This window comes from Gemmatimonadaceae bacterium, assembly GCA_036273715.1.
Classification (GTDB): domain Bacteria; phylum Gemmatimonadota; class Gemmatimonadetes; order Gemmatimonadales; family Gemmatimonadaceae; genus JADGGM01.
Genome location: DASUHB010000047.1, coordinates 26,177 through 51,583, shown reverse-complemented (window position 1 = coordinate 51,583; position 25,407 = coordinate 26,177). Strand labels below are relative to the sequence as shown.

Here is a 25,407-nt window from a genome sequence, read left to right as displayed (position 1 = left end):
GCCGGGCCGTGGCGGTATCCGCGTACGAGTAGCCGATGCTGCGCACGCCACCCGCAGTCGCCTCGACAACCACTATCGTCGTGGAGTTCCAACTGAGCGTGCCGTCGGCCTCGGGGAAGTCGGTGGGAATCGTGTAGGCGGTGACGTCCAGCTTCTCAATGCGCGCATCCATCCGGCGCGTCACCTATACCACCTCCCGCACCTTGTCCTCGAGCACGGTCTTGATGATGTCCCAGCGGTCGCGCTCCCCACGCACCAGCGCCTCTGCGAAATTCATCGCCTGTTTGGTCGAGATCTTGCCCGGCAACGGCGGCTCGTTAGGATCGACGACCGCCTCGACCACCGCCGGCCCGTCGTAGGCGAGCGCTTCGCGCAGCACCGCCGCCGCCTGGTCCGGCCTGTCGATGGTAAAGCCGCCCGCGCCACACGCCCTCGCAAGAGCGGCGAAATCGATCGGCTGGAGCTCGACGCCGAACTCCGGATTCGCGCCGAGCACCATCTGCTCCCACTTGATCTCGCCCAGCACGTTGTTCTTGATGATGATCACCTTGACCGGCAGCTTGTGCTTGACCAGCGTCGCGACCTCACCCATGAGCATCGTGAACCCGCCGTCGCCCACGATGCATACTACCTGGCGGCCCGGGAACGCCACGGCGGCGCCGATGCTGTACGGCAGTCCGTTAGCCATCGTCGCCAGCGACCCGGAGAGCGAGAACTGCATGCGGTCGCGGATGTCGATGTACCGCGCCGACCAGGTCGCGATCGTGCCGCTGTCGGAGGAAACAATCGCGTCGGAGTCGAGCAGCTTGTTCAGCTCATGGGTGACCACCTGAGGTTTCATCGGCATGTCGGTTCGCGTCCCGCGCTTCTGCATCAACGTGCGCCAGTCCTTCGTGCGCGACTGCGCTTTTTCGAGAAACCCGCGGTCCGCCTTCCGATGCAACATCGGCAGCAGGGCGCGCAGCACGTCGCCGCAGTCGCCCACCAGACCGATGTCCGCCGGATACCGCAGCCCGATTCGCGCCGGATCAGTGTCGATCTGCACCGCTTTCGCGTTGCCGGGCTCGGGATAGAACTCCATGTACGGGAACCCGCTGCCGGCGATGACTAACGTGTCACACTCGTCGAGCGCATCCTGTGATGGCGCGGTGCCCAACAAGCCGATGCCGCCTGTCGTGTAGGGACTGTCGTCGGGCACCGTCGCCTTACCGAGCAGCGGCTTGATGATCGGCCCGCCTACCGCCTCTGCGAGCGCCAGGACTTCGGCCCGACAGCCGAGGCAACCGCGGCCGGCGAGGATCGCGACCTTGGACCCGGCGTTGATGAGGTCGGCCGCTTTTTGCAGGAGCGCCTCGGGCGGCACCGAGTGGGCGCCCGCGAAGAGATCGGCGCTGTGTTCGGAAATGTTCGCGCCCGACCGATGGTTCTCGGACGCGGGCCATTCCTGGATGTCTTTGGGAATCGTGATGTGCGCAACCGTGCGGCGGGCGAGCGCGGTCTTGATCGCCTCGTCCACCACGTTATGAACGTGCGCCGGCCCCATGATGCGCTGATTGTAGGCAGCCACATCCATGAACAACTTGTCGAGATCGACGTCCTGCTGATAATGCGTGCCGATGAGGTCGTGGAACGTGTGTCCCGTGATCGCCAGCACCGGCTGTCCATCGCACTTGGCGTCGTAGAGTCCGTTCAGCAGGTGGATGCCGCCCGGCCCGGACGTGGCCAGGCACACGCCAAGACGACCCGTGTATTTGGCGTAGCCGCACGCGGCAAACGCGGCGGCCTCTTCGTGGCGAACCTGTATGAACCTGATCCGGCTCTGGCGCGTTCGCAGCGATTCGAAGATGCCGTTGATCCCATCGCCGGGGAATCCAAAGATCGTGTCGATCCCCCAATCGATGAGCCGTTCGACCAGCAGATCAGCTGTCGTGCTTGTCATGCTCGGCCTCTCCTGTCGAAGCAACGTCCGAAGCGAGAGCGCCGAGACGATGCTTGACGCGGCGCGCGACCGGTGCGATTGCTCGGCATGAATCGTTCCGAGAAAAGCACGGCCGAATCGGCAGGCGCGGCGCAGTTGCGGCTCGCGACTGACGAGACGCGTCCCAGACGTCACACTGAGCCCGACCGAGAGCGAATCGACCGCGTTAGGCAGGCGCTACAGCAGGGCGGCCTTGACGCGGTGGTATGCGCGCTCCCCAAGAACGTGCTGCTCCTCTCCGGTTATTGGCCGGTCGTGGGCACGAGCGTCGCGATCGCCACCCGCGACGGCCGCATCGCGCTGGCGGTGCCGGTCGACGAGGCGCTGTTGGCGGAACAGGGTTGGGCGGATGCGCTGCTGACCTTCACGCCCGGATCGCTTCGCGCGATCCAGCGCGCGGGCGACGCGGTGCGCGCTCCCCTCGCGAAGCTGTGCCGGACACTGCGGTTAGGCAGTGCTCGCGTGGGGTTCGAAGCAGGCGAAGCCGTGCAGGAGTCGTCGTACGCCGCCATCCATCTCTACGGGGCAAGCTTCGGCGCCCTGCTCATGGATGTGGCGCCGCGCGCGACCTGGGTCGCGGCCGACGTCATGCTCGCCGAATTGCGCGCGGTACTAACGCCGCGCGAAGGACAGGCGGTGTCGCGGGCATGCGGGATCGCCCGAACGATGTTTCGCGGTGTGCGACGGCACGTTCGCGTGGGGCGCACCGAGACCGCCAGTGCGGCGTCGCTGCGAGGAGCGCTTTCTACACGCGCGCCGAGCTGCGCCCGCGGCGATGGATTCGTGTACTGCATGGCCGGCGCGCACGCCGCGTTAGCGGCGGGCGCCTATGCCCGGTCGCGGGGCGATGTGACCATCGCGCCGGGCGACGTCGTGCTCGTGCACTGCAACTCCTACCTCGGTGGGTTCTGGACCGACATCACGCGGACGTATTCGGTGGGACCGCCGGCGCCGCGTGTGCGCGCAATGTTCGACGCGATATTCGAGGCGCGTCAGGCCGCGCTCGCCGCATTACGTCCCGGAGCGCAGGCCGCGACCGTCGATCGGGCGGCGCGGCGGGTGCTGGAGCGGCGGGGTTTCGGAACGAAGTTCACGCACTCGACGGGACACGGCGTGGGCTTCGCCGCGATCGACCACGACGCCATGCCGCGACTGCACCCGGCGTCGCACGACGTCCTAACGAGCGGCATGGTGTTCAACATCGAGCCGGCGATCTACGTGCCCGGCGTGCTCGGCATCCGGCACTGCGACGTCGTGCTGCTCGAGGCATCCGGCCCCCGCATCCTAACGCAGTTTCAGGCGACGCTCGACGACCTGGTGCTCGGTGACTCTGTGTGATGCGTGTCGTCAACAGAAACACGCTGCCGGACGCACTCGCTGCGGCGGGGATCGGCTACCGGCATCTGGCGGTCTGGTGGCGCTGTCATCGCCGGATCATCACCGACTCGTGTTGGCCGGCGGCACCCGCGTCGCCCACATCATGGCGCGCAGCCCGGTCGTGCCGGCCACGCTCACGCCGGGCGTCCGCGCTCTCGACGACGGGACGCTTTGCTATCCGGCGCCGGATGACGTCGGGGCGGCCCGCGACGGTTGAGCGACCGTGCACTCGCCGCACGCGACCCGGATGGCCGTGGCAGATCCCGGAATCGCCCGAGCTCCCCGTCGAGTGTGCACAATTCTACGGTGCACAACATCACGCATTGTTTAAATAACATGACGTAATTAAATTGTGTCATGTGGTCCATCGGCGGGAAATCGCCGGGCGCAGTACGAGAGCGCGGGCCTGCGGACGCGGAAGCACCCCATCGCGAACGAGGATCTGTGAGCCAATTGCATGGGCCCGGTGTGGCCACGTGGAGTGATGAGCTCTGCTTCGATATCTATGCCGCGGCGCGCGCGATCGCCCGCGCCTATCGGCCCTTCCTCGACAAGGTCGGGCTGACGTACCCGCAATACCTGGTAATGGTGGCGCTCTGGGAGTCTGCACCGCGAACGGTGAAGGCGCTGGGAGACAGCCTCGACCTGGACTCGGGTACGCTGTCGCCGCTGCTCAAGCGCCTTGAAGCGTCGGGCCTGGTTACCCGCCAGCGGCGCCGCGACGACGAGCGCACCGTGGAAATCACGCCCACCACGCGAGGGCGCGCGCTGGCACGCACTGCGGAGAAGGCCCCGAGGGAGATGGCGTCGTTGATGGGCATTTCGGCCGCCGATGGGCGGCGGCTGCAAACGCTCCTGGCGAAACTAACCACGTCCCTGGCCCAGCATTCCGAGCACGCGTTGTCACCCAAGGCGTAGCCTGCGGTCAGTCGCCCGGACGCGACAACCGCCGACATCGGTAACACAGTATGGAATGATACACAATTATGCATTGACTTATTTGATTGTGTACAATACATTGAAGGCGTGGTGCTGGTGCTGGCCCTATCACGGACACACCGCGTAGCGCATGGCACCTCACTCCCGGCCCGGGAGGGTCCAATGCGCGTCAGCCGCCCTGTACAGATCGTCACCGTGTTCACGTTCGTCATGCTCGCCGCGTGCGCCTCCGGAAGAGGGGCAAGGAACCAACCCGATCCGGGCTACTCCGGCGTGAACGTGCAGTGGGACTCGGGACCGCTCGACCGGGCGTACAACCACGAGCGCGCGGATATGGTCACGCGGCACAACCAAGAGAACGAGTATCCACGCTCTGGTGAGTCGTCGGATCAACGAGCCGAGCGGCAGTCATTCGAGAGCCAGGATCTCGAGAACCGCTATGCGCGGGGGAAAGCTGCTCATTCCCAGACCTTGCCACCGTCGGATGGACAGCACCACACCGACCACTCCGACCACGATCACCGGTAGGCGCTCGGGCGTGTGCGCGCGAGTAGGATTAAGTCAGCCATTGAATTCAGGACGCGCGCGGGAGCGGCTCTGCATCGAGTGAGATGCAGAGCCGCGGTCGCTGCGCTGCGCGGAGACGGGAGACGCCCGTGAGCCTCGAGTTTTCAATCGGCGTCCGCCTAACGCATTTCTTCGACTTCCTCTTTCTCTCCCTTCTGGTTCGGAGCGGGATCGAGATCCGCTCTCGCCCGCTGGGCCATGAGCGTGCGTTGTCCCTCTGGTTAATACCTATGATGCTCGCCCGTTGACCACTCCGCGAGCAGCGCGGCGGTGCGCGGCGCGCGCTCCGGACGCGCCAATAGCTCTCGGCCGAGACGGGCGAGATCTGCAGGAACATCCACGTCATAGTGCTCCGCGGTGACGGTTGACGACAGACCGAGTCGTCCTGCTCGCGCGATGAGAACGTCGAGGGCCGATGCGGTGCCCATCGCCTCCGGATCGAACAGCCCGGCATGAGTCCGGGTGGCACCTACCAGGTAATAGCCTCCGTCGTCGCACGGTCCAAATACCAAGTCATGCGTGGCGAGCGCTGCGAAGGCCGCCTCCAGTACGTTGGGCGGGAGATGCGGACTGTCGCCATTGAGGGCGATGACACGGCGCCGCGGCTGGCAGAGGAGCTCGAAGGCTGACGTCAAGCCGTCGGCGAGTCCCCGCCCGCGCTGCGGCGCTACGCGCACGTCGGGCGGCAGCCAAGCAATGATCTCTTCGGCATCGCCGATTGGACAAACGACCACAGTGCTGGCGCCGACCGTGCGAGCGAGAGCGATCGTATCCTCGATGAACGCCCGATACAATTCGACGACGTGCGCGGAACGGTACACCGAGCCAAGCCGTGTCTTGACGTAACCGGCGCGCGGCGCCTTGGCCATGATCGCCAGCACTCGGTCGTGATCGGCGAGTGTAGTCACTCGATTTCCCGTGCCGCGGAAGACCGCTACAGTGGTCATCGGAACTATCATCGTACACGCACATTACGCTGCCATGCCCAACACCGAACTTACCGCACGCGTCGAACTGGATGTCGCCGATCGCACGTTTCGGTCCGGTTTGCTGCTGGATCTGCTCTCGGCGCTCAGACGAACTGCGGCCGGCGATCTCATTGCGCTCACCGGCCGCGACGCCGCCGCCGTCGATTCCGATCTCGACGCCTGGTCTCGCCTAACGGGACACTCGATCGTCTCACGAACCACCAATGCCGACGGCACGCGGTGGGTCATTCGTCACGGCGCCGCGACCGCCGACGGTGGCGACGCGCGACCACTCGGCGAACGCTTGTGGCTCTACGTCAACTTTCACTGCAACCTCCATTGCGACTACTGCTGCGTGCGTTCGTCGCCCACGGCGCGGCGGCGCGAGCTCGGCCTCGATCGCGTTCGTCGTATCGCGCGCGAAGCGCCGCCACTCGGCGTGCGCGAGCTCTTCGTGACCGGCGGTGAGCCGTTTCTGCTGGACGATATCGACGACGTTGTCATAGCGCTGGCCGAAGCAGCGCCGGTCACACTGCTTACCAACGCCATGCTATTTCGAGGGGCGCGACTGGCCGCTCTCAACCGCCTTCCGCGGGAGCGCGTGACGCTGCAGATCAGCCTCGACAGTCCCGATCCCGTTCTGCACGACGCGCATCGCGGCAACGGTGCTTGGCAGCGCGCGGTCGACGGCATAGAGGTGGCGCGCGCCCAGGGATTTCGCGTCCGTCTGGCGGCAACCGTGGCGACCGACGAGGACGAAGCGCGTTTCACGACCTTTCTCGATGCTCGACAGATCGCTGCGGAGGATCGCGTGATCCGGCGGGTCGCGCTGAGAGGTGCCGCGGCGAGCGGCCTCGCGTTGTCACGCGCCGACCTGGTACCGGAGATCACGATCACCGCCGAGGGCGTCTATTGGCATCCAGTCGGAGCCGACGACGACGATCTGCTCGTCACGCGCGACATCCTTCCGCTGGCCAGCGCCTTCGACGCCGTTCGCGAGCACGCGGCCCGTGAAGGCGCGCATCGTGATCGCCTCGCCACCGTGTTCCACTGCGCTTAGGCCGACTGAACGGCCGGTTGAATGAAGAAGCCTTGCGCTCGGCACGCCTCCTCGAGTGCGGCGTACCCGTCCACATCAGCGGCAATCCAGCGTTGCAACCCCTCGGCCTCCAGCGTTGGCCTGTGCAACGGATTATCGATGTTCATTTTCAGCAGCGCTTCGGTGAACCCTCGCCCAAGCTCGGGCTCGAGCCCGGCGCGAGCGGTGAACATGCAATGCGAATACGGCGGCGAAGACCACACGACTCCAAGCGCGCCAACCGGGGCGATCCGCTGGTCCTGAGCGGCAGCCCAGAATGGACTGCCGACCGCACCAGCATCGGCGCGTCCGTCGAGGACGGCTCGGAGCACATCGACTTCGCTGGTCCCCGTATCGCCGTGCTTGCCGAGGTCGGTATTGAGGCGCAGGGTTCGGTAGTCGCGTCCCTCCTCGAGGTGCTGCTCGGCGAGAAAGTGGACCGGCAGGATCGCGGCGTGGCCGCTGTCGCGGCTGCCTAACGCGAGCGTGCGCCCGCGGAGGTCGGCGACCGATGCCACGGCGCCGCCCGCCGGCGCGATGATCAGTGTGGCCCAGCCGAGATCGGTGTTGCGCATGGCGAGAGGCCGGCACGCATGTGCGCTCCACTCGCGCGCCTGGAGGTACGCCAGATTCGTGTTCCAGGCGATGTCGATCCGCGGGCCGGCGTCGGCGCGTTGGGCGAGCAGCGCCCGGACCTGCGCCTCGTAGGTCTGAAAGAGTACGACTTCGACATCGAGCCGCGCTTCGTCGCGAAAATACCGGCGCATGCCTTCCCAGATGGGAACGACCTTGGGATCGTACGCCACTGCGCCCAGCCAGATGGTTCGAAGGGTCACGCGCAGCTCCTTTCCAACGTTGCGCAGAGCGTGTCGCCCTGCGATGCCCGGCTAGAACAATGGCAAGCCTAACAGCGCCCTGCCGATGAATTCGCGCAGGACGTCGTTCGTCGGCGCCATCACGGCGCCCGCATGGGCGTCGCGGAAAAACCGCTCGATGCCGGTGTGACGCGAGAACGCCGCGCCGCCGCACGCACGCATCGCGAGCGATGTCACCGCGATCGCGGTCTCGCCCGCTGCGGCTTTCACCTCGAGTACCCGCAGCATCGTCAATTCTCCCGGCTGCTCCAGGTGGCCGATCGCGTCGTCGAGCCGAGCCAGGAGTCCGTCGGTTTCGATCTGCATCGTGGCGAGCTGCGCGCGCAGAGTCGGAAGCGCTTCGCCGAGCGACGTCGAACCAAGGTGCTCGAATCTCGCGCTCTTGAGGTGCGCAATCGTAGCCGCCACGGCGGCGCGGCACAACCCGAGCGAGACGGCGGCCTGTCCCAGGTTGAACAGCGGCAGGACGACGTCGAGCATCGTCTGAAAGCCGCCGCCCTCTGCCGTTAGGCGTCTGTCGGCCGGCACGACGCAGCGCTCGAGGACCATCGGCGAGGACGCGTTGGCGCGCAAGCCCAGACCGTCCCACGCGCCCGCCACGGTCACCCCTTCGGATCCCGCCAGCACCAGGTAGAGCGTCGAATCGGTTAGGCCGGAGCCCGTGTGTGACAGCGCCGAGGTGACGTAGCTCTGGGCATGACCGGCGCTGGTCACGAATGACTTGCGCGCGGACAGGCGGGCGCCGCCTCCGTCGAGCGACTCGGCTCGGGAGATCGGCGCCCAGAAGTGGCTGCGTGAACCTGTTTCGCTGAAGGCGAGCGTCGACAGGTGTCGGCCGCCGGCCATTGCCCGCAACACTTCTTCGAGCGCGGCGGTCCGCGGCGCAGCAGCGATCGTCACCGACGCAAGCGTGTGCATCAGAAACACCATTGCGACCGAGGCGTCCACCTCCGCGAGCGCCGCGACGACGCCGGCGAACGCACGCGGGCCAAGCGACGATCCGCCGACATCGACGGGCAGCATCAAGCCGAGCAATCCAGCACGGCCGAGCTCCTCAACGGCTTCGATCGAAAACCGCCCCTGCTTGTCGCTGTCGGCTGCGGACGGCGCCAACACCGTTCGCGCGATGGCACTTGCGGCACTTGCCGCGCTCTCCACATTCATAGGCACTTCCTGGCCGGCGGACGACGTTGCGCTATCGGATGCGATCGGTGGCCGAATATTCAGCCTCGCACCTCGGGCGTCAAATACGCTACCCGAGTCATCCGTGAAGCTGTCGGTCATCGTCCCAACGCTCAATGAAGAAGCGGTGATCGCGCAGACACTGTGCCGTGCCGTCGAGGCACTGACTCCCCACGAGCTGATCGTGGCGGACGGGTGCAGCGCGGACCATACGGCGGACCTCGCGCGACCGTACGCCACCGTACTCGCGCTGTCCATGACTCGCGGCGCCGCCCTCAATCATGCAGCCGCAATCGCCACAGGCGACGTGCTCCTCTTCCTGCACGCCGACACGATGGTCCCGATTGGAGCAGCGGCGGCCATCGCGGATGCGCTGCAAGATGTGCACGTGATTGGCGGCGCTTTTCGCTTGCGCTTCGATCATCCGGGACGGCTGGCGGCGCTAGTCGCACGCCACGTGAACTTTCGGTCTTCGCTTTCCAACACGTTTTTTGGCGACCAAGCTCTGTTCGTACGCCGTGAGGTGTTTGCGCGTGCGGGCGGCTTCAAGGATTGGAACGTGATGGAAGACAAGGAGATTCTCGACCGGCTTCGACATCACGGTCGACTCGTGCTGCTCGACGAAGCCGTTGTTACGTCTGCTCGGCGGCACCGGCGGAATGGATGGGTGAGGACGATCGGCACCGTTTGGATCATGACGCTCTTGCACAGCCTCGGAGTGTCAGGGCACGCAATGAACCGGTGGTACAAGCCCGAGCGGTAGCGTCACCGGTTGGACTCGCGGAACAGAGCACCGTATGATGGCCCAACAGCCTCGCGACAGCGCCCAGGGGACCGACCACCCTCGCGCGGTCCGGCACGCCGCACTGTTCGCCGCCGTGCGCATCGCGTTAGGCTTGTACTGGCTGTACGAGCAGCACTGGAAGCTCCCGCCTGACTTCGGCCTGCACGACCCACGCGGCCTCATGTACGCGTTCCAGCAGAGCATCCGGTATCCAACGGTCGCTCTCTATGGAGCCTTTCTGCAGCACGTGGTTGTCCCGCACTTCCATCTATTTGGCTGGCTCGTCGCGATCATGGAGGTCGCGATCGGAACGTCGCTCGTGTTAGGCGCATTGACGCGAGCCGGCGCTCTCCTCGGCGTGCTTCAGGCGGTGAACCTGCTGATCGCGCAAGGCGCTACGCCTGAGGGTCCGTGGGTATACATCGTCCTGCTCGCCGCGAATCTTTTCGTGCTCGTCACGCCGTCGAATCGCCGATTCAGCGTTGATCGTCGGCTCGCGCTCAAGCTTGGCGCTCCGTCGCGACGCACGCTCCTGACCCAGGTGTTGCGACTGGCAACGTGGTGAGCCTGCTGATCGAAACAGTCCCTCGCGGCATCGACCCGTGAGGGCGGCCAGATCGCCCGTGGCCATGCGGGCCGCATCGAGCTCACGCTCGATGAGATAGCGGCCGGCGACCGCAGCGACGAGGCGCTCACTCGCGTTTGCGTGCGCGCTATTTCATGGTGATCGGGATCGTCCAAATGAACGTGTCCCACGCAATCTTCATCTCGCCGCTGTTGCCGTTCGTCGGGGCGATGGTGATGCTGAAGTTGTCTTGGGGCGACGATGCCGAGGCGACCTTCATGGGCACGCGCGCGACGTTCCGCGTCGAATCGTAGTTCGTGCCCCATTGACCGTACTGGCCGTTGACGATCAAGTCGACGCTGCCGTCCTTCTTCGGAACCGTCCACAGGCTGTAGCTGCCGCCGGGAATCGACGCGTCGCCTAACTGGAACGCATCGTCGGTGACGAGCACCGTCGCCTGATTCGCGCCGGTGCGCCACACCTGGCCGTAGGGCACGACGTTGCCGAGGATGGTGCGATTGCGTCTGCGCGGACTGCTGTACAGCACGACGACGAGCTTTCCGCCGAGCGTCGCCTTCTCGGTGACACTGGGCGACGCGACGCCGATGCCCTTCCCCGATTTATCCTCGGACTCGAACTGCTTGGCCACGTGCTTGGGATCCAGGTACGCGGTGCGGTGCGTCTGTGTCTTTTCGGTCGTTTCGTTCGCATCGGCGCTGACGATCTGCCCGGAGTCGCCGAGCGTGAGATGCGTCCACGCGATGCGGAAATAGTCGGCGTCGACTTTCGTCGGCGAGCGCTGGACGAAATCGCGCTTGACCGTGCGGCCGGACTGCATGTCGATGGATGGGATGGTGACCGAGTCGAACTTCGGGCCTAACCGAGACAGGAGCACCTCGTATACGCCGAGCGACGAGTAGAGGCCGTACGAGGATCCGAATCCCGTCATGAATTGCGGATAGGCGTTCGGCGGGACGGCGCGGACGAAGCTCGAGTGCACGCCGGACGAGTCGATGTCGACGCGGATCGAGTCGCCGACGTAGTCGAGCGTGACGTGCCGCGGCGCGACGTTCGGGGCGCTGAGCGGTTTCACGTCGACGATGGACCGCGTGACGTTGCCGGAACTGCCGAGATCGAGCTCGTAGTGGCAGAGCACCGTTCCCGGGACGCGAACCACCATGTCGCCATCGAGCCGCGTCGGTGTGCGGGTGAAGCTCTCGACGACGACGGTGTCGCGGCCGAGCGTGGTGACGAAACTGGCGTGCTCGTTGGCGGGCGGCGTTGGGCGAACGGCCAGTGCGACGAACAACGGAACGCTGACGAGGAATGGACGCATGGCGGATGTCGTTGAGGGTTGAAGGATTCGACACACATCATATCAGGATGCGCCCGAGGCGACGCGTTGTCTACGAGTCGGCGATGGCCGGGAGCTCGCAGAGCACGGGGTAGCACGCGGCAGGCGTGTCGCCGAGGTCGGGCCAGACGGCGCCGATGGCGCGCTCGACATCGTCGAGCGTGACGCCGCGCGGGCCGCGGCCGGCCGATGCGAGCTCGGCGGCGCGGCCGTGCACCCACGCGGCAGCCGCGCCGGCGCCAAGCCCATCGCCTAACTGCGTGAGGAGCGTGGCTGCGATGCCGGCCAGCAGGTCGCCGCTCCCGGCCGCGGCGAGCGCCGGCGTTCCCGCGGCGCTCACCAGACGCCGGGCGCTCTCGTCGGCGACGACGGTCGGCACGCCCTTGAGCAGCACGGCCGCGTGCGCCACACGCGCCAGCTCGCCGCCGATCTCGAAGCGCCGGGCCAGGACCTGCTGCGGATCGGCGCCGGAGAGCCGGGCGAGCTCCATCGCGTGCGGCGTGAGCAGCGCCGGCCGCCCGGCCAGCAGCGCGCCTAACGTGGACGCCTCGCCCTTGAACACGTTGAGCCCGTCGGCGTCGACGACCACCGGACCGCGCCACGCGCGGAGCACCCGCTCCACCAGCGCGCGGCTCTGCGGCGAGTCGCCGAGGCCCGGCCCGATCAGCACGCCGTCCGCCCAACGATTGATCGCGTCGTCCACATCCTCGGGCTGCTCGCCCGGCCACGCGCGCGCGATCGCGTGCGGCGCCGCGGCCTGCACGATCGGCACGCACTCGCGCGCCACCACGACGCGCACCATGCCGATGCCCGAGCGCATCGCCGCCCGCGCGGCGAAGATCGCGGCGCCCGCCATGCCTAACTGACCGCCCACGATGACCAGTTTGCGCCGCACGCCCTTGTGCGCGTCGGCGGGAATCGGCGGAACGGTGCGAGCGACCCACGCCGGCGTCACGAGCGTCGGCGTGCCGGCGTCGCCGCGCGGCAGCCCGATGTCGAGCAGCACGATCCGCCCCGCGTTGCCTCGCGCGATGAGCAGTCCGCGCTTCATCGTGCCGAACGTGAGCGTGAGGTCCGCGCGCACGGCGCCTTGGGCGTGCCCCGCGTCGGCGTGCACGCCGGTCGGCAGGTCGAGCGCGACCACCGATGCACCCGCGGCACGCGCCGCGGCGATGTCGCGAACGGCGTCGGCGATCGCGCCCCGCGGCGCGCCGCCGGCGCCGGTGCCGAGCAGCGCGTCGACGACCACTCGCGCGTTAGGCGGGCGCGCCGCGTCCACCACCGGCTGCGCGAGCGCGCGCTCGGCCCGGGCATCGTCGGTCGCCGGCTCCACCGCCGCCGCGACGTGCACCTGCACGCCGCACGCGGCGAGGCAGCGCGCAACCACCCACCCGTCGCCTCCGTTGTTGCCGGGGCCGGCGTGCACGACCACGCCGTGCGCGAGCGCGTCGCCGAACCGCCGCGCGATTTCCCCCGCCGCCGCCGCCCCGGCGCCCTGCATCAGCGCGCGCGATGGCACCCCCTGCGCGATCGCCGCCGCGTCACGCGCGGCGGACTCACGCGCATTGGTGATCGAGATCTCGAGCGACAGCGCCGGGATGAGCCACGCACCGTGCACATGTGGGCGACCCGCGTCGCCCACCGCGCTACCGTGCGCTCACGCTCCCTCTCACTTGTGCGATTGCCCGATGGTGCGCCCGAAACTGATCTCCCCGTTGTCGATGCGGATGTTGAATCCGCATTCGGGGTTGTTGCACACCCAGGCTTTGAACGTGATGGGCGCTCCGTCGCGGCCGTAGTCGCTCAGCGGGAGCATCGTGCCCTTGCCGCATTTGCGGCACGCTGGAAGCTCGTTGACATCCATGTAGCCTCACCTCCTCCCGCTCAACGCCCTTCCGACAACGAGTGCCGAGCGCCCAGCGCACGGCCCGGTACACGGTCAACCGGTTTGCAGCACGCTCCACGGATATTCTCGTTCGAACGCCTGGTCGAAATCGAACACGCCGGCGAACTCATCGCGCGTGTCGGTGGGTTGGCTGATGAGCAATCCTTCGTCGACGAGATTGAAGACAACCTCACCGATATCGGCGGACGAGCGGACGCCCCAGTGTTCGAGCACGAGACGGGCCATCACGCCGAAATGCTCGAGGGCAAGATCACGGCACGCCATCGCCAACTCGCGCCCGGTGATGTGGCGGCGCTCGTCGAGCCGCGTTTGGCAGTACTCGAGCGCACCAAGCACGAACAGGTAGGCATCCTCCCGATAGCGCGCGTCACGCGCCCGGAGGCGATCCATAATGCCATCCTGAAAACAAAGCGGCAAAGTGAGCGACCCTTCTTCGAGAGAGCGTCGCCGCTTGCGGCAGACGCCGCCAGCGGGCTCAGGGCCAAAGATGCGACGCGGCGAGCGGAATTACAACCGTTCGGCGGCCTCTACGGCCGGTGTGTACAACGGGAACCCCGACGTGAGCTCATGGACATCGCGGCGGACCTCGCGAATCACGGCGTCGTCAGCTGCATTCGTGAGCACGCGATCGATGAGCTCTGCAATGCGACGCATGTCCGTTTCTTTCATGCCGCGCGTGGTGACGGCCGACGTGCCGATGCGGATGCCGCTGGTGACGAACGGCGACTGCGTCTCGCCGGGCACGGTGTTTTTGTTGACTGTGATGTCGGCAGCGCCGAGTGCGGCTTCCGCCGCCTTACCGGTGAGGCCGCGCGCGCGCAGGTCGACCAGCATGAGATGGTTGTCCGTGCCGCCCGACACGATGGCGTAGCCGCGATGCATCAACGCCGCGGCCAATTCGCGCGCATTCGCCACGACCTGCCGCGCGTATGTCACGAACGATGGCTGCAACGCCTCGAGGAGCGAGACCGCCTTGGCGGCGATGACGTGCATGAGCGGACCGCCTTGCATACCGGGAAAGACCTGCTTGTTGATGGTCGCCGCGTACTGCTGCTTGCACAGAATCAATCCGCCGCGCGGACCGCGCAGCGTCTTGTGCGTGGTGGTGGTGACCGCGTCCGCGTATGGCACCGGCGACGGCGAGATGCCCGCGGCGACGAGTCCCGCGACGTGCGCCATGTCGACCATGAGTTTGGCGTCGGCCTCGCGGGCGATGTCGGCGAACGCCTCGAAATCGAGCGTGCGCGAATACGCGCTGAATCCGGCGATGAGCATCTTCGGCCGGTGCTGCCGCGCGAGGTCGCGCACCTGGTCCATGTCGAGGCGGCCGGTGTCCTCGCGGACGCCGTACGCGACGGCGTGATACAGGAATCCCGAGAAGTTGACCGGCGACCCGTGCGTGAGATGGCCTCCGTTAGACAATCCCATGCCTAACACGGTGTCGCCCGGTTTCACGAAGGCGAAGAAGACGGCCATGTTCGCCTGCGCGCCCGAGTGCGGCTGCACGTTCGCGTGCTCGGCGTGGAAGAGCATCTTCGCGCGATCGATGGCCAGTTGTTCGGCGACGTCGACGAACTCGCAGCCGCCGTAGTAGCGTTTCCCGGGGTAGCCCTCGGCGTATTTGTTCGTGAGCGGGGACCCCATCGCCTCCATGACCGCCGGCGATACAAAATTCTCGCTGGCGATGAGCTCCAATCCCTCGCCCTGCCGCCGCGTCTCATCGTCGATGGCGCGCGCAATGTCCGGATCCGACAGGCGGAGCGCGGACATGGGCCTCGTGGTTGTCCAGTTAGACCAGTCTGGCATTGTAGGGCGGACTGAAGACGGACAAAGCTAAAGGCGGACAAAACCGGACAAAGCCAAAGGCGGACAAGCCGGACAAAGCCAAAGGCGGACAAGCCGGACAAAGCCGGACACGGCCGGATCTTTTTTTTGTTGACTCTTCGCAAAACACGAACGATCGATGACCTAACACAATACCTGCAAAACGCAGGCAGATCCGTTCCAACAACTTTGCCAAGATGAAGCTTGCCCGGAAGTCCGGCCGTGTCCGCTCCCCTCCGATCTGTCCGCCTTCGAAGATCCGGCCGTGTCCGCTCCCGTCCGATCTGCCCGCCTTCGAAGATCCGGCCGTGTCAGTATCCGTCCGGCCCTGTCCGCCCTACCGGTTAGGCCACTGCGGCCATGTCTTGACCAGCGACCCGACCGCCTTCAGGCGCCGTTCGGCCAGGCGGTCGGCGGCCACATACGTCGGGATGCCTTCCGCCCGCGCGATGTCGAACACGCCGAGGGTAGTGGCGTAGATCTCGTCCGCCTTACGGAGCGCGCGTGCGGGATCCCAGTTCGCGAGCTCGCTGTACACGTTGATCACACCGCCGGCGTTGGCGACGTAGTCGGGCGCGTACAGGATGCCGCGCTCCTCCAGCGCATCGCCGTGGCGCTCTTCGAGCAGCACGTTGTTCGCGGCGCCGGCCACGATCTCCACCTTGAGCTGGGGAATGGTGTTGTCGTTGATCACCGCGCCTAACGCGCAGGGGGCGTAGATGTCGGCCTTCACGCCGTAGATCTCGCCCGGCTCGACCGCCCGCGCCCCGAAGTCGGTGACCACGTGCTTGACCCGCTCGGCGTCGATGTCGGTCACGACCAGCGTCGCGCCGGCGCCGTGCAACTCCTTCGCGAGATAATAGCCGACGTGTCCGCACCCCTGGATGGCAACAGTTTTCCCGGAGAGCGCGTCGCTGCCCCAGCGATGTTTGGCCGCGGCCTGGATCGCGCGGAACACGCCGTGCGCCGTGACGGGAGACGGGTCGCCAGAGCGGCCCGCGAGGCCGGTGACGTATTCGGTCTCCATGTGGACGAAGTCCATGTCGCTCGTGCTCGTGCCGACGTCTTCGGCCGTCACGTAGCGTCCGCCCAGCCCTTCGACGAAGCGGCCGTGCGCGCGGAACAGCATCTCGCGGCTGGTGGTCCGGTTGTCGCCGATGATGACGGACTTGCCGCCGCCGAGGTTGAGGCCGGCCACGGCGTTCTTGTACGTCATGCCGCGCGCCAGGCGCAGCGCATCGATGACCGCTTCTTCATCCGAGGCGTAATTCCAGAACCGCGTGCCGCCTAACGCAGGGCCCAACGTGGTGCTGTGGACCGCGATGATGCCGCGGTAGCCGGCGGACGGATCGCTGCACAGGACGAGCTGCTCGTGTCCCATTTCGGCGATGCGATCGAATAAACCCTGCGTGCCGGACGGCGTGGCGATGTCGGTGATTGTCATAAGTGGGATAGCTGGTGAATAGGCGCTTGGGTCCGAGACCCAAGCCGTCAGTTCGCGTACAACTCTCGGGCGATCACGATCCGCTGTATCTCGGACGTCCCTTCGTAGATCTCGGTCACCTTGGCGTCGCGGAACAGGCGCTCGACCGGATAATCGCGCACGTATCCGTAGCCGCCGAGAATCTGGATGGCCTGCGTGGTGACCCACATGGCAGTTTCGCTCGCCATGAGCTTGCTCATGCTGCTGAACTGCGTGATCGGCTCGCCGCGATCCTTGGCCGACGCTGCCGCATACAGCAGCGCCCGTGCCGCCGTAATGCGCGTGGCCATGTCGGCAAGCTTGAACTGGATGGCCTGAAACTCCTTGATCGGCTTGCCAAATTGACGGCGTTCGGCGGCGTACGACGTTGCGATCTCGAGCGCGGCGCGCGCGATGCCGATCGATTGCGCGGAGATGCCGAGCCGCCCGTTGTCGAGCGACTGCATCGCGTAAATGAAACCGCTGCCTTCCGCGCCTAACAGATTGGCGGCCGGCACGCGCAGGTTCTCGAACACGAGCTGCACGGTGGGCGACGCGCGCAGCCCCATCTTGTCTTCTTTCTTGCCGACCTTGAAGCCCGGAAGATCGGGGGTGACGATGAACGCGCTGATGCCGCGCGCGCCGCGACGGTCGCCGGGTTTGTCGGTGCGCGCCATGGCGAGGATCACTTCGGCGTGGCTGCCACTCGAGACCCAGGCCTTGGTGCCGTTCAACACCCAGCAGTCGCCGTCGCGCACGGCCTGCGCGTGCATCGACGCGGCGTCCGACCCGGCGTCGGGCTCGGACAGGGCGAATGCGCCGAGCCACTCGCCGCGCGCCATCGGCTTGAGATACCGGTCCTGCTGCTCCTCACTGCCCCAGCGCAGGAGCATCTGCGTGGGGAGCGAGTTGTGCACGCTCATCGCCACGGCCACCGATGCGTCGACGGCCGCAATTTCCTCGAGCGCGACGAGATAGGTGCACGTATCGAGGCCGAGGCCGCCGAGCGACTCGGGGATGAGCATGCCGAGGAATCCGAGTTCGCCTAACCGGGTGATGATGCCCCGGTCGAAGATGGCGTCGCGATCCCAGGCGTCGCTGTGCGGGGCGATCTCGTCGCGCGCGAATTCGCGCGCGAGCTGCTGGATGCCGCGCTGCTCTTCGGTGAGTGGGATGAGGGCCCAGGACATGACTCGAGAATCAGTAGGAGAAGAAGCCGCGGCCGGTCTTGCGTCCCAACCATCCGGCCGCGACGTATTTGCGGAGCAGCGGACACGGGCGGTACTTCGGGTCGCCGAGCCCGCGGTGCAGCACCTCGAGAATCGACTCGCACGTGTCGAGTCCGATGAGATCGGCCAGCGCCAGCGGGCCCATCGGGTGGTTCATGCCTAACTTCATCACCGTATCGATCGCCTCGGCGCTGCCGACGCCTTCCATGAGGCAGTAGACCGCTTCGTTGATCATCGGCATGAGCACGCGGTTGCTGACGAAGCCGGGGTAGTCGTTCACCTCCACCGGCGTCTTGCCCAGGCGCTTGGCGAGGGCGAGCACGCGGCCCGTGGTCTCATCCGACGTCGCGAGTCCGCGGATGACCTCGACGAGCTGCATCACCGGCACGGGATTCATGAAGTGCATGCCGATCACCTGCGCGGGGCGGCCGGTGCGGGCGGCAATCTCGGTGATCGAGATCGAGCTGGTGTTGGAGGCGAGGATGGCGCCGTTAGGCGCGGCGGCGTCGAGGTCGCCGAAGATGCGGAACTTGAGCTCGGCGTTCTCGGTGGCCGCCTCGACCACGACGTCGGCTTCGCGCACCGGGTCGAACGATTCCGAGAGCGCGATGCGGCCGAGCGCCGCGTCGCGCCCGGCGGCGTCGAGGACGCCCTTCTGTACCTGGCGGGCCATGTTCTTTTCGATGGCCGCGCGGCCGCGCGCGAGCGCGTCGCGCGACACGTCGATCATCGTTACCGGATGACCGGCCGCCGCGAACACGTGCGCGATGCCGTTGCCCATCTGGCCCGCCCCCACCACCACGATGCGTTCAGTCATGTCTCGATGCCATCAAAGGGTGCAGCGCGCGGCGACCGGCGGCGCCACGCCACGAGCAGGGCGATGCACGCCGCCATGCCTAACGCAGCGGCAAGACCGCCCTCCGGACCCCACCCGCCGCCGGTGAGCCAGACCGGCCCGCTGTCCACCACCCGATAGTCCGGCGGACGCGCCGCGAGTCCGCTTACCGGCGCATGGAGCAGCGCGGCCATCGACCAGTTCCAGGCAGCGTGCGCCATCCACGCCGCGTAGAGGCTCTTCGTGAGAAGCAGAATGCCGCCCAGAAAAAATCCCGCCAGGATCACGACGGTGATCGCCTGCGGCGTCGCGCCGGGATTGGCCAGGTGCAAGAGGCCAAAGCCGATGCTCGTGATGCCGAGCGCCGCCGGCCACCCGATCGCTTCGCGCGTGCGCGCGAAGAGATATCCCCGCGAGAGGAGCTCCTCGGCCAACGACTGGGGAAGGAAGAACACGGCCCACGATGCCGCGTAGTGGATCCACGAAACTGGCGCCGCCGCCGGTTGGCTGCGCATCGCGTGCACCGCCAGCAGGACGCCGCTCGGCGCCAGGATGCCGAACGACCCGGCGGCGAGGCCCACCGCGAGCCGCCCCGGCGCCGCCGACCGCCGCCCGAGACCGATCGGCGCCCAGGACCCGCGGTCGACCCAACGCACCATCACGACGTGGGCGACGAGCAGTCCCACGAGCAGCGACCAGAAGCTCAGCCCGAGCCGCGACATGAATCGCAGCACGAGCGGCGCGCTGAGGCCGGCCGTCAGCAGGCTGGCCGACGCCGCGATGAGGAGAAAGCCGATCCACTGCCACGGCGCGCGGAGCGATCCCGAAGGTCGATAAAAGAAATCGCGCGCCGTCAAGCGGGCGCGCGATCGGAGAAGCGGGGCGAGTAGCAGGCGGCGAGCACCGCCTTCACCGCGTCCAGTGCGAGGAACGGCAGCGAGCCGAGCACGAAGGCCCGCGTGAGGCTCCCCGTGAGGACCGCAAGTTGGGCGACGCCTCCGGCGTGAATGAGCGCGATGCCGCACGCCGCGGCAAGCACCCGCCACGCGAACCGCCGCGGCCGGCGACGCGCGATCCAGCCGGCGGCGTACGCGCCTAACGGATACGCCAGAAGGTAGCCGCCGGTCGGGCCGAGGAGGCGCGCCACGCCGGGCAGGCCCTCGGGCGCGAACACCGGCAGCCCCGCGGCGCCGGCCGCGAGATAGAGCACCATGCTCGCCGCGCCGGCTGCCGGACCGAGGCACATGCCCGCGAGGACAACGGCGAGCGGCTGCAGCGTCATCGGCACGCTCGTGCCCGGCACCCGAATCGCCACCTGCGATGCCGCGGCGAGGGCCGCCGCGAAGCCGACGATGCCCGCGACTGCGATGCGCCGGTCGCGCGCGGCGAGGAGCGCGGTCTGTGCCGTCAATTCACGCGCTCCACGCTCAGTGCGACGGCGTTGCCGCCGCCCAGACACAGGGTGGCCATGCCGGTGTGGGCGTCGCGATCGCGCATCGCGAACAACAGCGTGGTGAGGATGCGGGCGCCGCTGGCGCCGATCGGGTGGCCTAACGCAATCGCGCCGCCGTTGACGTTGACCCGGTCCCAGTCCCACCCGAGCGCCTGGCCGTCGGCCAGCGCCTGGGCGGCGAAGGCTTCGTTGGCCTCGATGAGATCGTAGTCGCCGATCTTGGCGCCGGTGCGCTGCATGAGGTTGTTGACCGCGACGATCGGCGCGAAGAAGAGGTCGCGCGGCTCGCCGCCGCCCGTGGCGTAGCCCGTGATGCGGGCCATGATCGGCAGCCCGTGGGCGGTCGCATACGCCTCGGAGGTCACGACTAACGCAGAACCGCCGTCGTTGAGGCCGGGCGCGTTGCCGGCCGTGACCGTCAGCTCGCTGGCCGGGATGTCCTTGGGCGCATCGTTCGGAAACGCGGGGCGGAGCTTGCCTAACTGCTCGAGCGACGTGTCGCGCCGCGGGCCTTCGTCCACGCAGACGCTCGTCGGCCCTTTCTTGCCGGCGATCTCGACCGGCACGATCTCGGCGTCGAACTTGCCGGCGTCGATCGCCGCCACGGCCTTCCGGTGCGACGCGAGCGCGAATTCATCCTGCATCCGGCGCGTGATGCCCGCCTTCTTCGCGGTGTACTCGGCGTGCCCGCCCATGTGCACATCGCAGAAGGAACACCACAGCCCGTCCTTGATCAGTCCGTCGACCAACTGCTGGTCCCCGAACTTGACGCCGCCGCGCATCCCGTAGACGTAGAACGGCGCGTTAGACATCGACTCCTGCCCGCCCGCGACCACCACCTGCTGATCGCCCGCCTTGATCGACTGTGCCGCGAGCATCACCGCTTTGAGACCGGAGCCGCAGACTTTGTTGATCGTGACCGCGGGGACGAGTCCCGGGATGCCGGCATGTATCGCCGCCTGGCGCGCGGGCGCCTGCCCTTCACCGCCCTGGATCACGTTGCCCATGATGACTTCATCGATGTCATCGAGCGGGACCTGCGAGCGGGCGACGGCAGCCCTGATCGCGATGGCGCCGAGGGACGGCGCGGTGACCGGCGCCAGGGTGCCGAGGAATTTGCCGATCGGCGTGCGAACGGCGGAGATGATGACGGGTGTGCGAGTTGGATCAGCCATGAGACGGAGGTCGACGGGTCAGCGGACGCACTACATCCTCTGAAGATTATGCGTCGGACTGAGGGGGAACAACGGCAGAGGGAAGCACCCGTCCGCGGGCGCTTCCCTCTTCGTCGGCTTCACGCCTGGACGTCTACCAGCTCGGCGCCTTCGTCCCGAACTGCTCGCCGTACTCGCGGGTGAGTCGCTTCCAGCCGTCGAACTTCATCGTCTCGATGCCGGCAATACGGCCGATCGCGTCGCCATCGAGCAGGTGGTCGAGTACGTCGAGGCAGATGTGCCATCCCGCGGCGCCCATGGACACCCAGTTGCGATCGATGTTGGCCCAGAGCGTGAGTCGTGTGCCGTCGCCATTGGGTGCGAGCTCCCATCGGAGATTTCCGCCGCCCCAGTCGAACTCGAGCACCTTGGGCGGTTCGGCTCGCTTCACTTTGGTTTCGACAACCTGGGGCGACGGCGCTCCGAACGTGCTGAGCTTCACGGTTTCTCCCGCGACGCCCAGGTTCCGGTCGGCATCGTACGGCGCCCATTCGCGCAACTGCGCCGGGTCGGTGATCGCTTTCCATACCTTCTCAGGCGAATGGTGAAGGTCGCGGACGAGCACGAGCGTCCACTTCTCGCCTTCTTTGCTTTGAATCCGCGCCCCAGCGGCCGGACCCGGCATGTACTGCTCTCGAGTGGTCATCATCGTTTTCTCCTCGATTTCGGTTTCCGTGGTGGTGGGTCGTCCATGCGATCGAGATGGCGCTCGAGTGCATCGATGTGGGTGGACCAGAAGCGCCTGAACTGCGCGAGCCAGTCATCAACCTCTTGCAGCGGTTCCGGCTTGAGTCGATAGAGACGGCGCTGTGCGGCCACGGTAGACTCCACGAACCCCGACTCGCGCAGCACGCGGAGGTGCTTGGAGACCGTGGGTTGTGGCATGCGGAGCCGGCGCTCGATGTCCCCCACGGACTGTTCCGACGTGACGAGGAGACCCAGGATGGCGCGCCGGTTCGGCTCGGCGATGACTTCGAACACGGAGTTCATGGTGACTAATATACCTCGCTAGGTATATACGTGTCAAGGCATGCAATGCGGGAACTCTACGGCCGTTTCCCGGCCTCATCCATCGACATACCACCGGCAAAGGAGCACCTACCCATGAAGCGATCGCTCGCACTCGCGCTCCTCGTCGTCATCTCCGGGGCAGGCAATGTGTGCGCCGCGCAGACCAATGCGCTCAGCGCCGGTCTGCAATCGGACTACAAGACGATCCGCGACTACTTCATTCGCGCCGCGGAAAAAATGCCGGAGGAGAATTACAGCTTCAAACCATCGCCCGATGTGCGCACGTTCGGGCAGCAAGTGGCGCACGTCGCCGACGATCAGTACAACCTGTGCTCGCCGGTGAAAGGCGAAGTGCGGCAGGGTGCGTACCGGCAGATCGAGAATTCGCTCTCAAAGAAGAGCGATCTCGTGGCGGCGCTCAAGGCGGCGTTTGCGTACTGCGACGGCGCCTACGGTGCGCTCACGGATGCGAACAGCGCCGACTCCGTGAAAGGCCAGACGCGCACGCGCTTCGGGATGTTGAACTGGAATCTCTGGCACACCTGGGAGCACTACGGCAACATCGTCGTGTACCTGCGCATGAAAGGCCTCGTGCCGCCGTCGAGCGAACCCGCGCACCAATAGCCCGCCTGCCTAACGCTGCGCTCGGCCGCGCGACCAGCGCCTGAAACTCGGCAGCCGGCACGGCCCTTCCCTAGCTGCCGGCGCTCTCGCCCGTCAGCGCGCGAGTCCGGACCTCGCCGGCCAGCCGCCGAACGAGCTCCTCGACCGGCATCACGTGCGGCTTCTGCTCTCTGCCTAACCGATGCTCGCGCAGCGCGACCGTGCCCGCCGCGGCCTCGCGCTTGCCCACGATGGCCATGTAGGGTGTCTTGAGGCGCTCCGCTTCCGCAATACGGTAGTTGAGCGTCTGCGCGCGGTCGTCCAGCGACACGCGCAGGCCGGCAGCTTTCGCGCGCGCGGCCACCGCCGCCGCCGCGTCGCGCACTTCATCCGTGATCGGGATGACGCGCAGCTGCTCCGGCGCCAGCCACAGCGGGAACGCGCCTGCGTAGTGCTCGATCAGTCCGCCGACGAACCGTTCCATGGACCCCACGAGCACGCGATGCAGCATCACCGGCCGATGCGGAGTGTTGTCCGCGCCGATGTACTCGAGCCCGAACCGCTCGGGCAGATTGAAATCGAGCTGCACCGTCGGCCCCTGCCACTTTCGGCCGATCGCATCGATCAGCTTGAAGTCCAGCTTGGGCCCGTAAAACGCGCCGCCGCCGGCGTCGATGGTGTACGCCTGGCCCCGACCCTCGAGCACCCGCGCCAGCGTCTGCTCGGCGTTGGTCCAGACCTCCGGTGCGCCTAACGCATTGTCCGGACGCGTCGAGAGCTCGACCGTGTACGGATAGCCGAAGGCGCGCAGCATCTCGTCCACCAGATCGAGCAGCCGCTCGATTTCCGTGTCCACCTGCTCGGGCGTGCAGAACACGTGCGCATCGTCCTGCGTGAACCCGCGTACGCGCAGCATGCCGTGCAGAACGCCGCTCCGCTCATACCGGTACACGGTGCCGAATTCGGCGAAGCGCAGCGGCAGATCGCGATACGACCGCTGGTGCGCCTGATAGATGCAGATGTGCCCCGGGCAATTCATCGGTTTGGGGCGGTAGGCGGCGCCTTCCACCTCCATCGCCCCGAACATGTTCTCGCGGAAATTGACGAGGTGTCCGGAAATCTCGAACAGCTTCTCGCTCGTGATGTGCGGCGTGTACACGAGGTCGTAGCCGTGACGCAGGATGAGCTCGCGCTCGAACGTCTCGATCTCGTTCCGGACGATGGCGCCGCGCGGGTGCCAGAGAATGAGTCCGGGCCCAACGCGCTGGTCCACCGAGAACAGGTCGAGCTCTTTGCCTAACGTACGGTGGTCGCGCCGCTTTGCCTCCTCGAGGCGGTGGAGGTACGCGTCCAGCTCGTCCTTGGAGAACCAGGCCGTCCCATAGATGCGCTGCAGCTGCTGGCGATGCTCGTCGCCCCGCCAGTACGCCGCCGCGGTATGCATCAGCTTGATGTGCTTGACGCGCGACGTATCGGGCACGTGCGGACCCCGGCACAGATCGACGAACGGACCGTCCGTATACACGGAGATCACCTCGTCGTCACCGAGCTCGGCCAATCGCTCGAGCTTGAGGGGATCGTCGGCGAAGCGGCGTTCGGCGTCGGCGCGATTCACTTCCTCGCGAACGAACGGATACTTCTCCTGCGCGACCTTCCGCATCTCATCTTCGAATGCGCTCAGATCCTCGGGCGTGAACGGCTGCTCGACCTCGAAGTCGTAGTAGAACCCGTCCTCGATGGCGGGGCCGAACCCGATCTTGGCGCGCGGGCGCAGACGACGCACTGCGGTCGCCAGCATGTGCGCAGCCGAGTGTCGCAGCACGGCGAGGGATGCGGCATCCTTCTCCGTGAGCACGCGGAATTGCCCGCCGCGACGGAGCGGCGTGACGAGGTCCTGCACCTCACCATCGACCTGCACGGCGACGGCCGCACGAAGCAACCCCGCACCGATGGACGCCACGACGTCGCGCGGCAACGTTCCTGCAGGAACCTGGCGCTCGGAGCCATCGGGAAGCGTGAGCGTGAGCTCGTGGTCGCTGCCGACGTGCGGCGGGGGCGCTATGACGGGCGAACGATCGATCATGTCTCGGTATTCGGGGGATGCGCCGAGCCTCAAGGTCGCGGCGCGAAGCGGGCGCGCCTCTTGCGCTCACGCGTCCGAAGCTTCACGCTAAGTTATCGTTGCGAGTTACCCTCCGCCACA

General features: G+C 66.9%; 27 protein-coding genes. 8 read left to right on the top strand and 19 right to left on the bottom strand.

The annotated features are described in order from the left end of the window. Together VFW04_10410 and VFW04_10405 are read right to left on the bottom strand one after the other, a co-directional pair. The coding region (locus tag VFW04_10410; GenBank protein HEX5179733.1) for a hypothetical protein at positions 1-184 on the bottom strand (184 nt) is incomplete at its 3' end. Next, positions 185-1,939: a thiamine pyrophosphate-dependent enzyme gene (locus VFW04_10405; protein ID HEX5179732.1), complete on the bottom strand. Its 1,755-nt coding sequence runs from the start codon at positions 1,937-1,939 to the stop codon at positions 185-187. Positions 1,940-2,026: 87 nt separating this feature from the next. Here VFW04_10405 and VFW04_10400 point away from each other — a divergent pair, with 87 nt between their 5' ends. The 4 genes from VFW04_10400 to VFW04_10385 all read left to right on the top strand — a co-directional run bounded on the left by VFW04_10400 (position 2,027) and on the right by VFW04_10385 (position 4,822). Next, complete coding sequence (locus VFW04_10400) at positions 2,027-3,316, top strand: Xaa-Pro peptidase family protein (GenBank protein HEX5179731.1); 1,290 nt, start codon at positions 2,027-2,029, stop codon at positions 3,314-3,316. 76 nt (positions 3,317-3,392) lie between these two features. After that, complete coding sequence (locus VFW04_10395; GenBank protein ID HEX5179730.1) at positions 3,393-3,572, top strand: hypothetical protein; 180 nt, start codon at positions 3,393-3,395, stop codon at positions 3,570-3,572. 227 nt (positions 3,573-3,799) lie between these two features. Continuing rightward, positions 3,800-4,273, top strand: coding sequence for a MarR family transcriptional regulator (locus tag VFW04_10390; GenBank protein ID HEX5179729.1), 474 nt, complete (start codon positions 3,800-3,802; stop codon positions 4,271-4,273). Positions 4,274-4,456: 183 nt separating this feature from the next. After that, a complete protein-coding gene (locus tag VFW04_10385; GenBank protein HEX5179728.1) occupies positions 4,457-4,822 on the top strand; it encodes a hypothetical protein in 366 nt (121 codons plus the stop codon). Between the two features lie 260 nt (positions 4,823-5,082). Here VFW04_10385 and VFW04_10380 read toward each other — a convergent pair whose 3' ends face one another. Continuing rightward, entirely contained in the window at positions 5,083-5,769 is a 687-nt protein-coding gene (locus VFW04_10380; GenBank protein HEX5179727.1) for a TIGR04282 family arsenosugar biosynthesis glycosyltransferase, read from the bottom strand. Between the two features lie 73 nt (positions 5,770-5,842). Here VFW04_10380 and VFW04_10375 point away from each other — a divergent pair, with 73 nt between their 5' ends. Next, positions 5,843-6,889 (top strand): radical SAM protein, encoded by a 1,047-nt coding sequence (locus VFW04_10375; protein ID HEX5179726.1) that lies wholly within the window; start codon positions 5,843-5,845, stop codon positions 6,887-6,889. On the opposite strand, the gene VFW04_10370 is transcribed toward VFW04_10375, so the two are convergent. Beyond that, entirely contained in the window at positions 6,886-7,743 is an 858-nt protein-coding gene (locus VFW04_10370; GenBank protein ID HEX5179725.1) for a PhnD/SsuA/transferrin family substrate-binding protein, read from the bottom strand. The two genes, VFW04_10375 and VFW04_10370, sit on opposite strands and share 4 nt — an antisense overlap. 51 nt (positions 7,744-7,794) lie before the next feature. Beyond that, the gene (locus tag VFW04_10365; protein ID HEX5179724.1) at positions 7,795-8,946 is read right to left on the bottom strand and encodes an acyl-CoA dehydrogenase family protein; all 1,152 of its coding nucleotides are present in this window, start codon (positions 8,944-8,946) and stop codon (positions 7,795-7,797) included. 103 nt (positions 8,947-9,049) lie between these two features. Between VFW04_10365 and VFW04_10360 the strand changes: the two genes are divergently transcribed. Together VFW04_10360 and VFW04_10355 are read left to right on the top strand one after the other, a co-directional pair. Beyond that, positions 9,050-9,727 (top strand): TIGR04283 family arsenosugar biosynthesis glycosyltransferase, encoded by a 678-nt coding sequence (locus VFW04_10360; protein HEX5179723.1) that lies wholly within the window; start codon positions 9,050-9,052, stop codon positions 9,725-9,727. 34 nt (positions 9,728-9,761) lie between these two features. Next, positions 9,762-10,313 carry a TQO small subunit DoxD gene (locus VFW04_10355; protein ID HEX5179722.1) on the top strand — a complete coding sequence of 184 codons (552 nt, stop codon included), beginning with the start codon at positions 9,762-9,764 and terminating at the stop codon, positions 10,311-10,313. 148 nt (positions 10,314-10,461) lie between these two features. Here the strand turns inward: VFW04_10355 and VFW04_10350 are convergent, their stop codons facing one another. From VFW04_10350 to VFW04_10290, 13 genes are all read right to left on the bottom strand, one after another. After that, a complete protein-coding gene (locus VFW04_10350) occupies positions 10,462-11,649 on the bottom strand; it encodes a DUF2911 domain-containing protein (GenBank protein ID HEX5179721.1) in 1,188 nt (395 codons plus the stop codon). A 70-nt stretch (positions 11,650-11,719) separates the two neighbouring features. Further along, the gene (locus VFW04_10345; GenBank protein HEX5179720.1) at positions 11,720-13,285 is read right to left on the bottom strand and encodes an NAD(P)H-hydrate dehydratase; all 1,566 of its coding nucleotides are present in this window, start codon (positions 13,283-13,285) and stop codon (positions 11,720-11,722) included. Positions 13,286-13,336: 51 nt separating this feature from the next. Next, positions 13,337-13,531 (bottom strand): hypothetical protein, encoded by a 195-nt coding sequence (locus VFW04_10340; protein HEX5179719.1) that lies wholly within the window; start codon positions 13,529-13,531, stop codon positions 13,337-13,339. Positions 13,532-13,606: 75 nt separating this feature from the next. Continuing rightward, on the bottom strand, positions 13,607-13,963 hold the full coding sequence (locus tag VFW04_10335) for a Minf_1886 family protein (protein HEX5179718.1): 357 nt from the start codon (positions 13,961-13,963) through the stop codon (positions 13,607-13,609). A 117-nt stretch (positions 13,964-14,080) separates the two neighbouring features. After that, positions 14,081-15,343 carry a serine hydroxymethyltransferase gene (gene glyA / locus VFW04_10330; GenBank protein HEX5179717.1) on the bottom strand — a complete coding sequence of 421 codons (1,263 nt, stop codon included), beginning with the start codon at positions 15,341-15,343 and terminating at the stop codon, positions 14,081-14,083. A 391-nt stretch (positions 15,344-15,734) separates the two neighbouring features. Further along, entirely contained in the window at positions 15,735-16,841 is a 1,107-nt protein-coding gene (locus VFW04_10325; GenBank protein ID HEX5179716.1) for a Glu/Leu/Phe/Val dehydrogenase, read from the bottom strand. A 47-nt stretch (positions 16,842-16,888) separates the two neighbouring features. Beyond that, the gene (locus VFW04_10320) at positions 16,889-18,049 is read right to left on the bottom strand and encodes an acyl-CoA dehydrogenase family protein (GenBank protein ID HEX5179715.1); all 1,161 of its coding nucleotides are present in this window, start codon (positions 18,047-18,049) and stop codon (positions 16,889-16,891) included. A gap of 10 nt (positions 18,050-18,059) precedes the next feature. Beyond that, on the bottom strand, positions 18,060-18,905 hold the full coding sequence (locus VFW04_10315; protein ID HEX5179714.1) for a 3-hydroxybutyryl-CoA dehydrogenase: 846 nt from the start codon (positions 18,903-18,905) through the stop codon (positions 18,060-18,062). Beyond that, a complete protein-coding gene (locus VFW04_10310; GenBank protein ID HEX5179713.1) occupies positions 18,902-19,780 on the bottom strand; it encodes a type II CAAX endopeptidase family protein in 879 nt (292 codons plus the stop codon). The genes VFW04_10315 and VFW04_10310 overlap by 4 nt, the downstream gene beginning before the upstream one ends. After that, positions 19,777-20,334 (bottom strand): biotin transporter BioY, encoded by a 558-nt coding sequence (locus VFW04_10305; protein HEX5179712.1) that lies wholly within the window; start codon positions 20,332-20,334, stop codon positions 19,777-19,779. Before VFW04_10305 ends, VFW04_10310 begins: the two co-directional genes overlap by 4 nt. Further along, a complete protein-coding gene (locus VFW04_10300; protein ID HEX5179711.1) occupies positions 20,331-21,551 on the bottom strand; it encodes an acetyl-CoA C-acetyltransferase in 1,221 nt (406 codons plus the stop codon). The genes VFW04_10305 and VFW04_10300 overlap by 4 nt, the downstream gene beginning before the upstream one ends. A 133-nt stretch (positions 21,552-21,684) precedes the next feature. Beyond that, complete coding sequence (locus VFW04_10295; GenBank protein HEX5179710.1) at positions 21,685-22,239, bottom strand: SRPBCC family protein; 555 nt, start codon at positions 22,237-22,239, stop codon at positions 21,685-21,687. Further along, positions 22,236-22,580: a metalloregulator ArsR/SmtB family transcription factor gene (locus VFW04_10290; protein HEX5179709.1), complete on the bottom strand. Its 345-nt coding sequence runs from the start codon at positions 22,578-22,580 to the stop codon at positions 22,236-22,238. The genes VFW04_10295 and VFW04_10290 overlap by 4 nt, the downstream gene beginning before the upstream one ends. A 114-nt stretch (positions 22,581-22,694) precedes the next feature. On the opposite strand from VFW04_10290, the gene VFW04_10285 reads away from it, so the two are divergent. Continuing rightward, positions 22,695-23,225, top strand: a complete 531-nt coding sequence (locus VFW04_10285) for a DinB family protein (GenBank protein HEX5179708.1) — start codon at positions 22,695-22,697, stop codon at positions 23,223-23,225. A 70-nt stretch (positions 23,226-23,295) separates the two neighbouring features. On the opposite strand, the gene thrS is transcribed toward VFW04_10285, so the two are convergent. Next, positions 23,296-25,287 (bottom strand): threonine--tRNA ligase, encoded by a 1,992-nt coding sequence (gene thrS, locus VFW04_10280; GenBank protein HEX5179707.1) that lies wholly within the window; start codon positions 25,285-25,287, stop codon positions 23,296-23,298. Positions 25,288-25,407 lie beyond the last annotated feature (120 nt).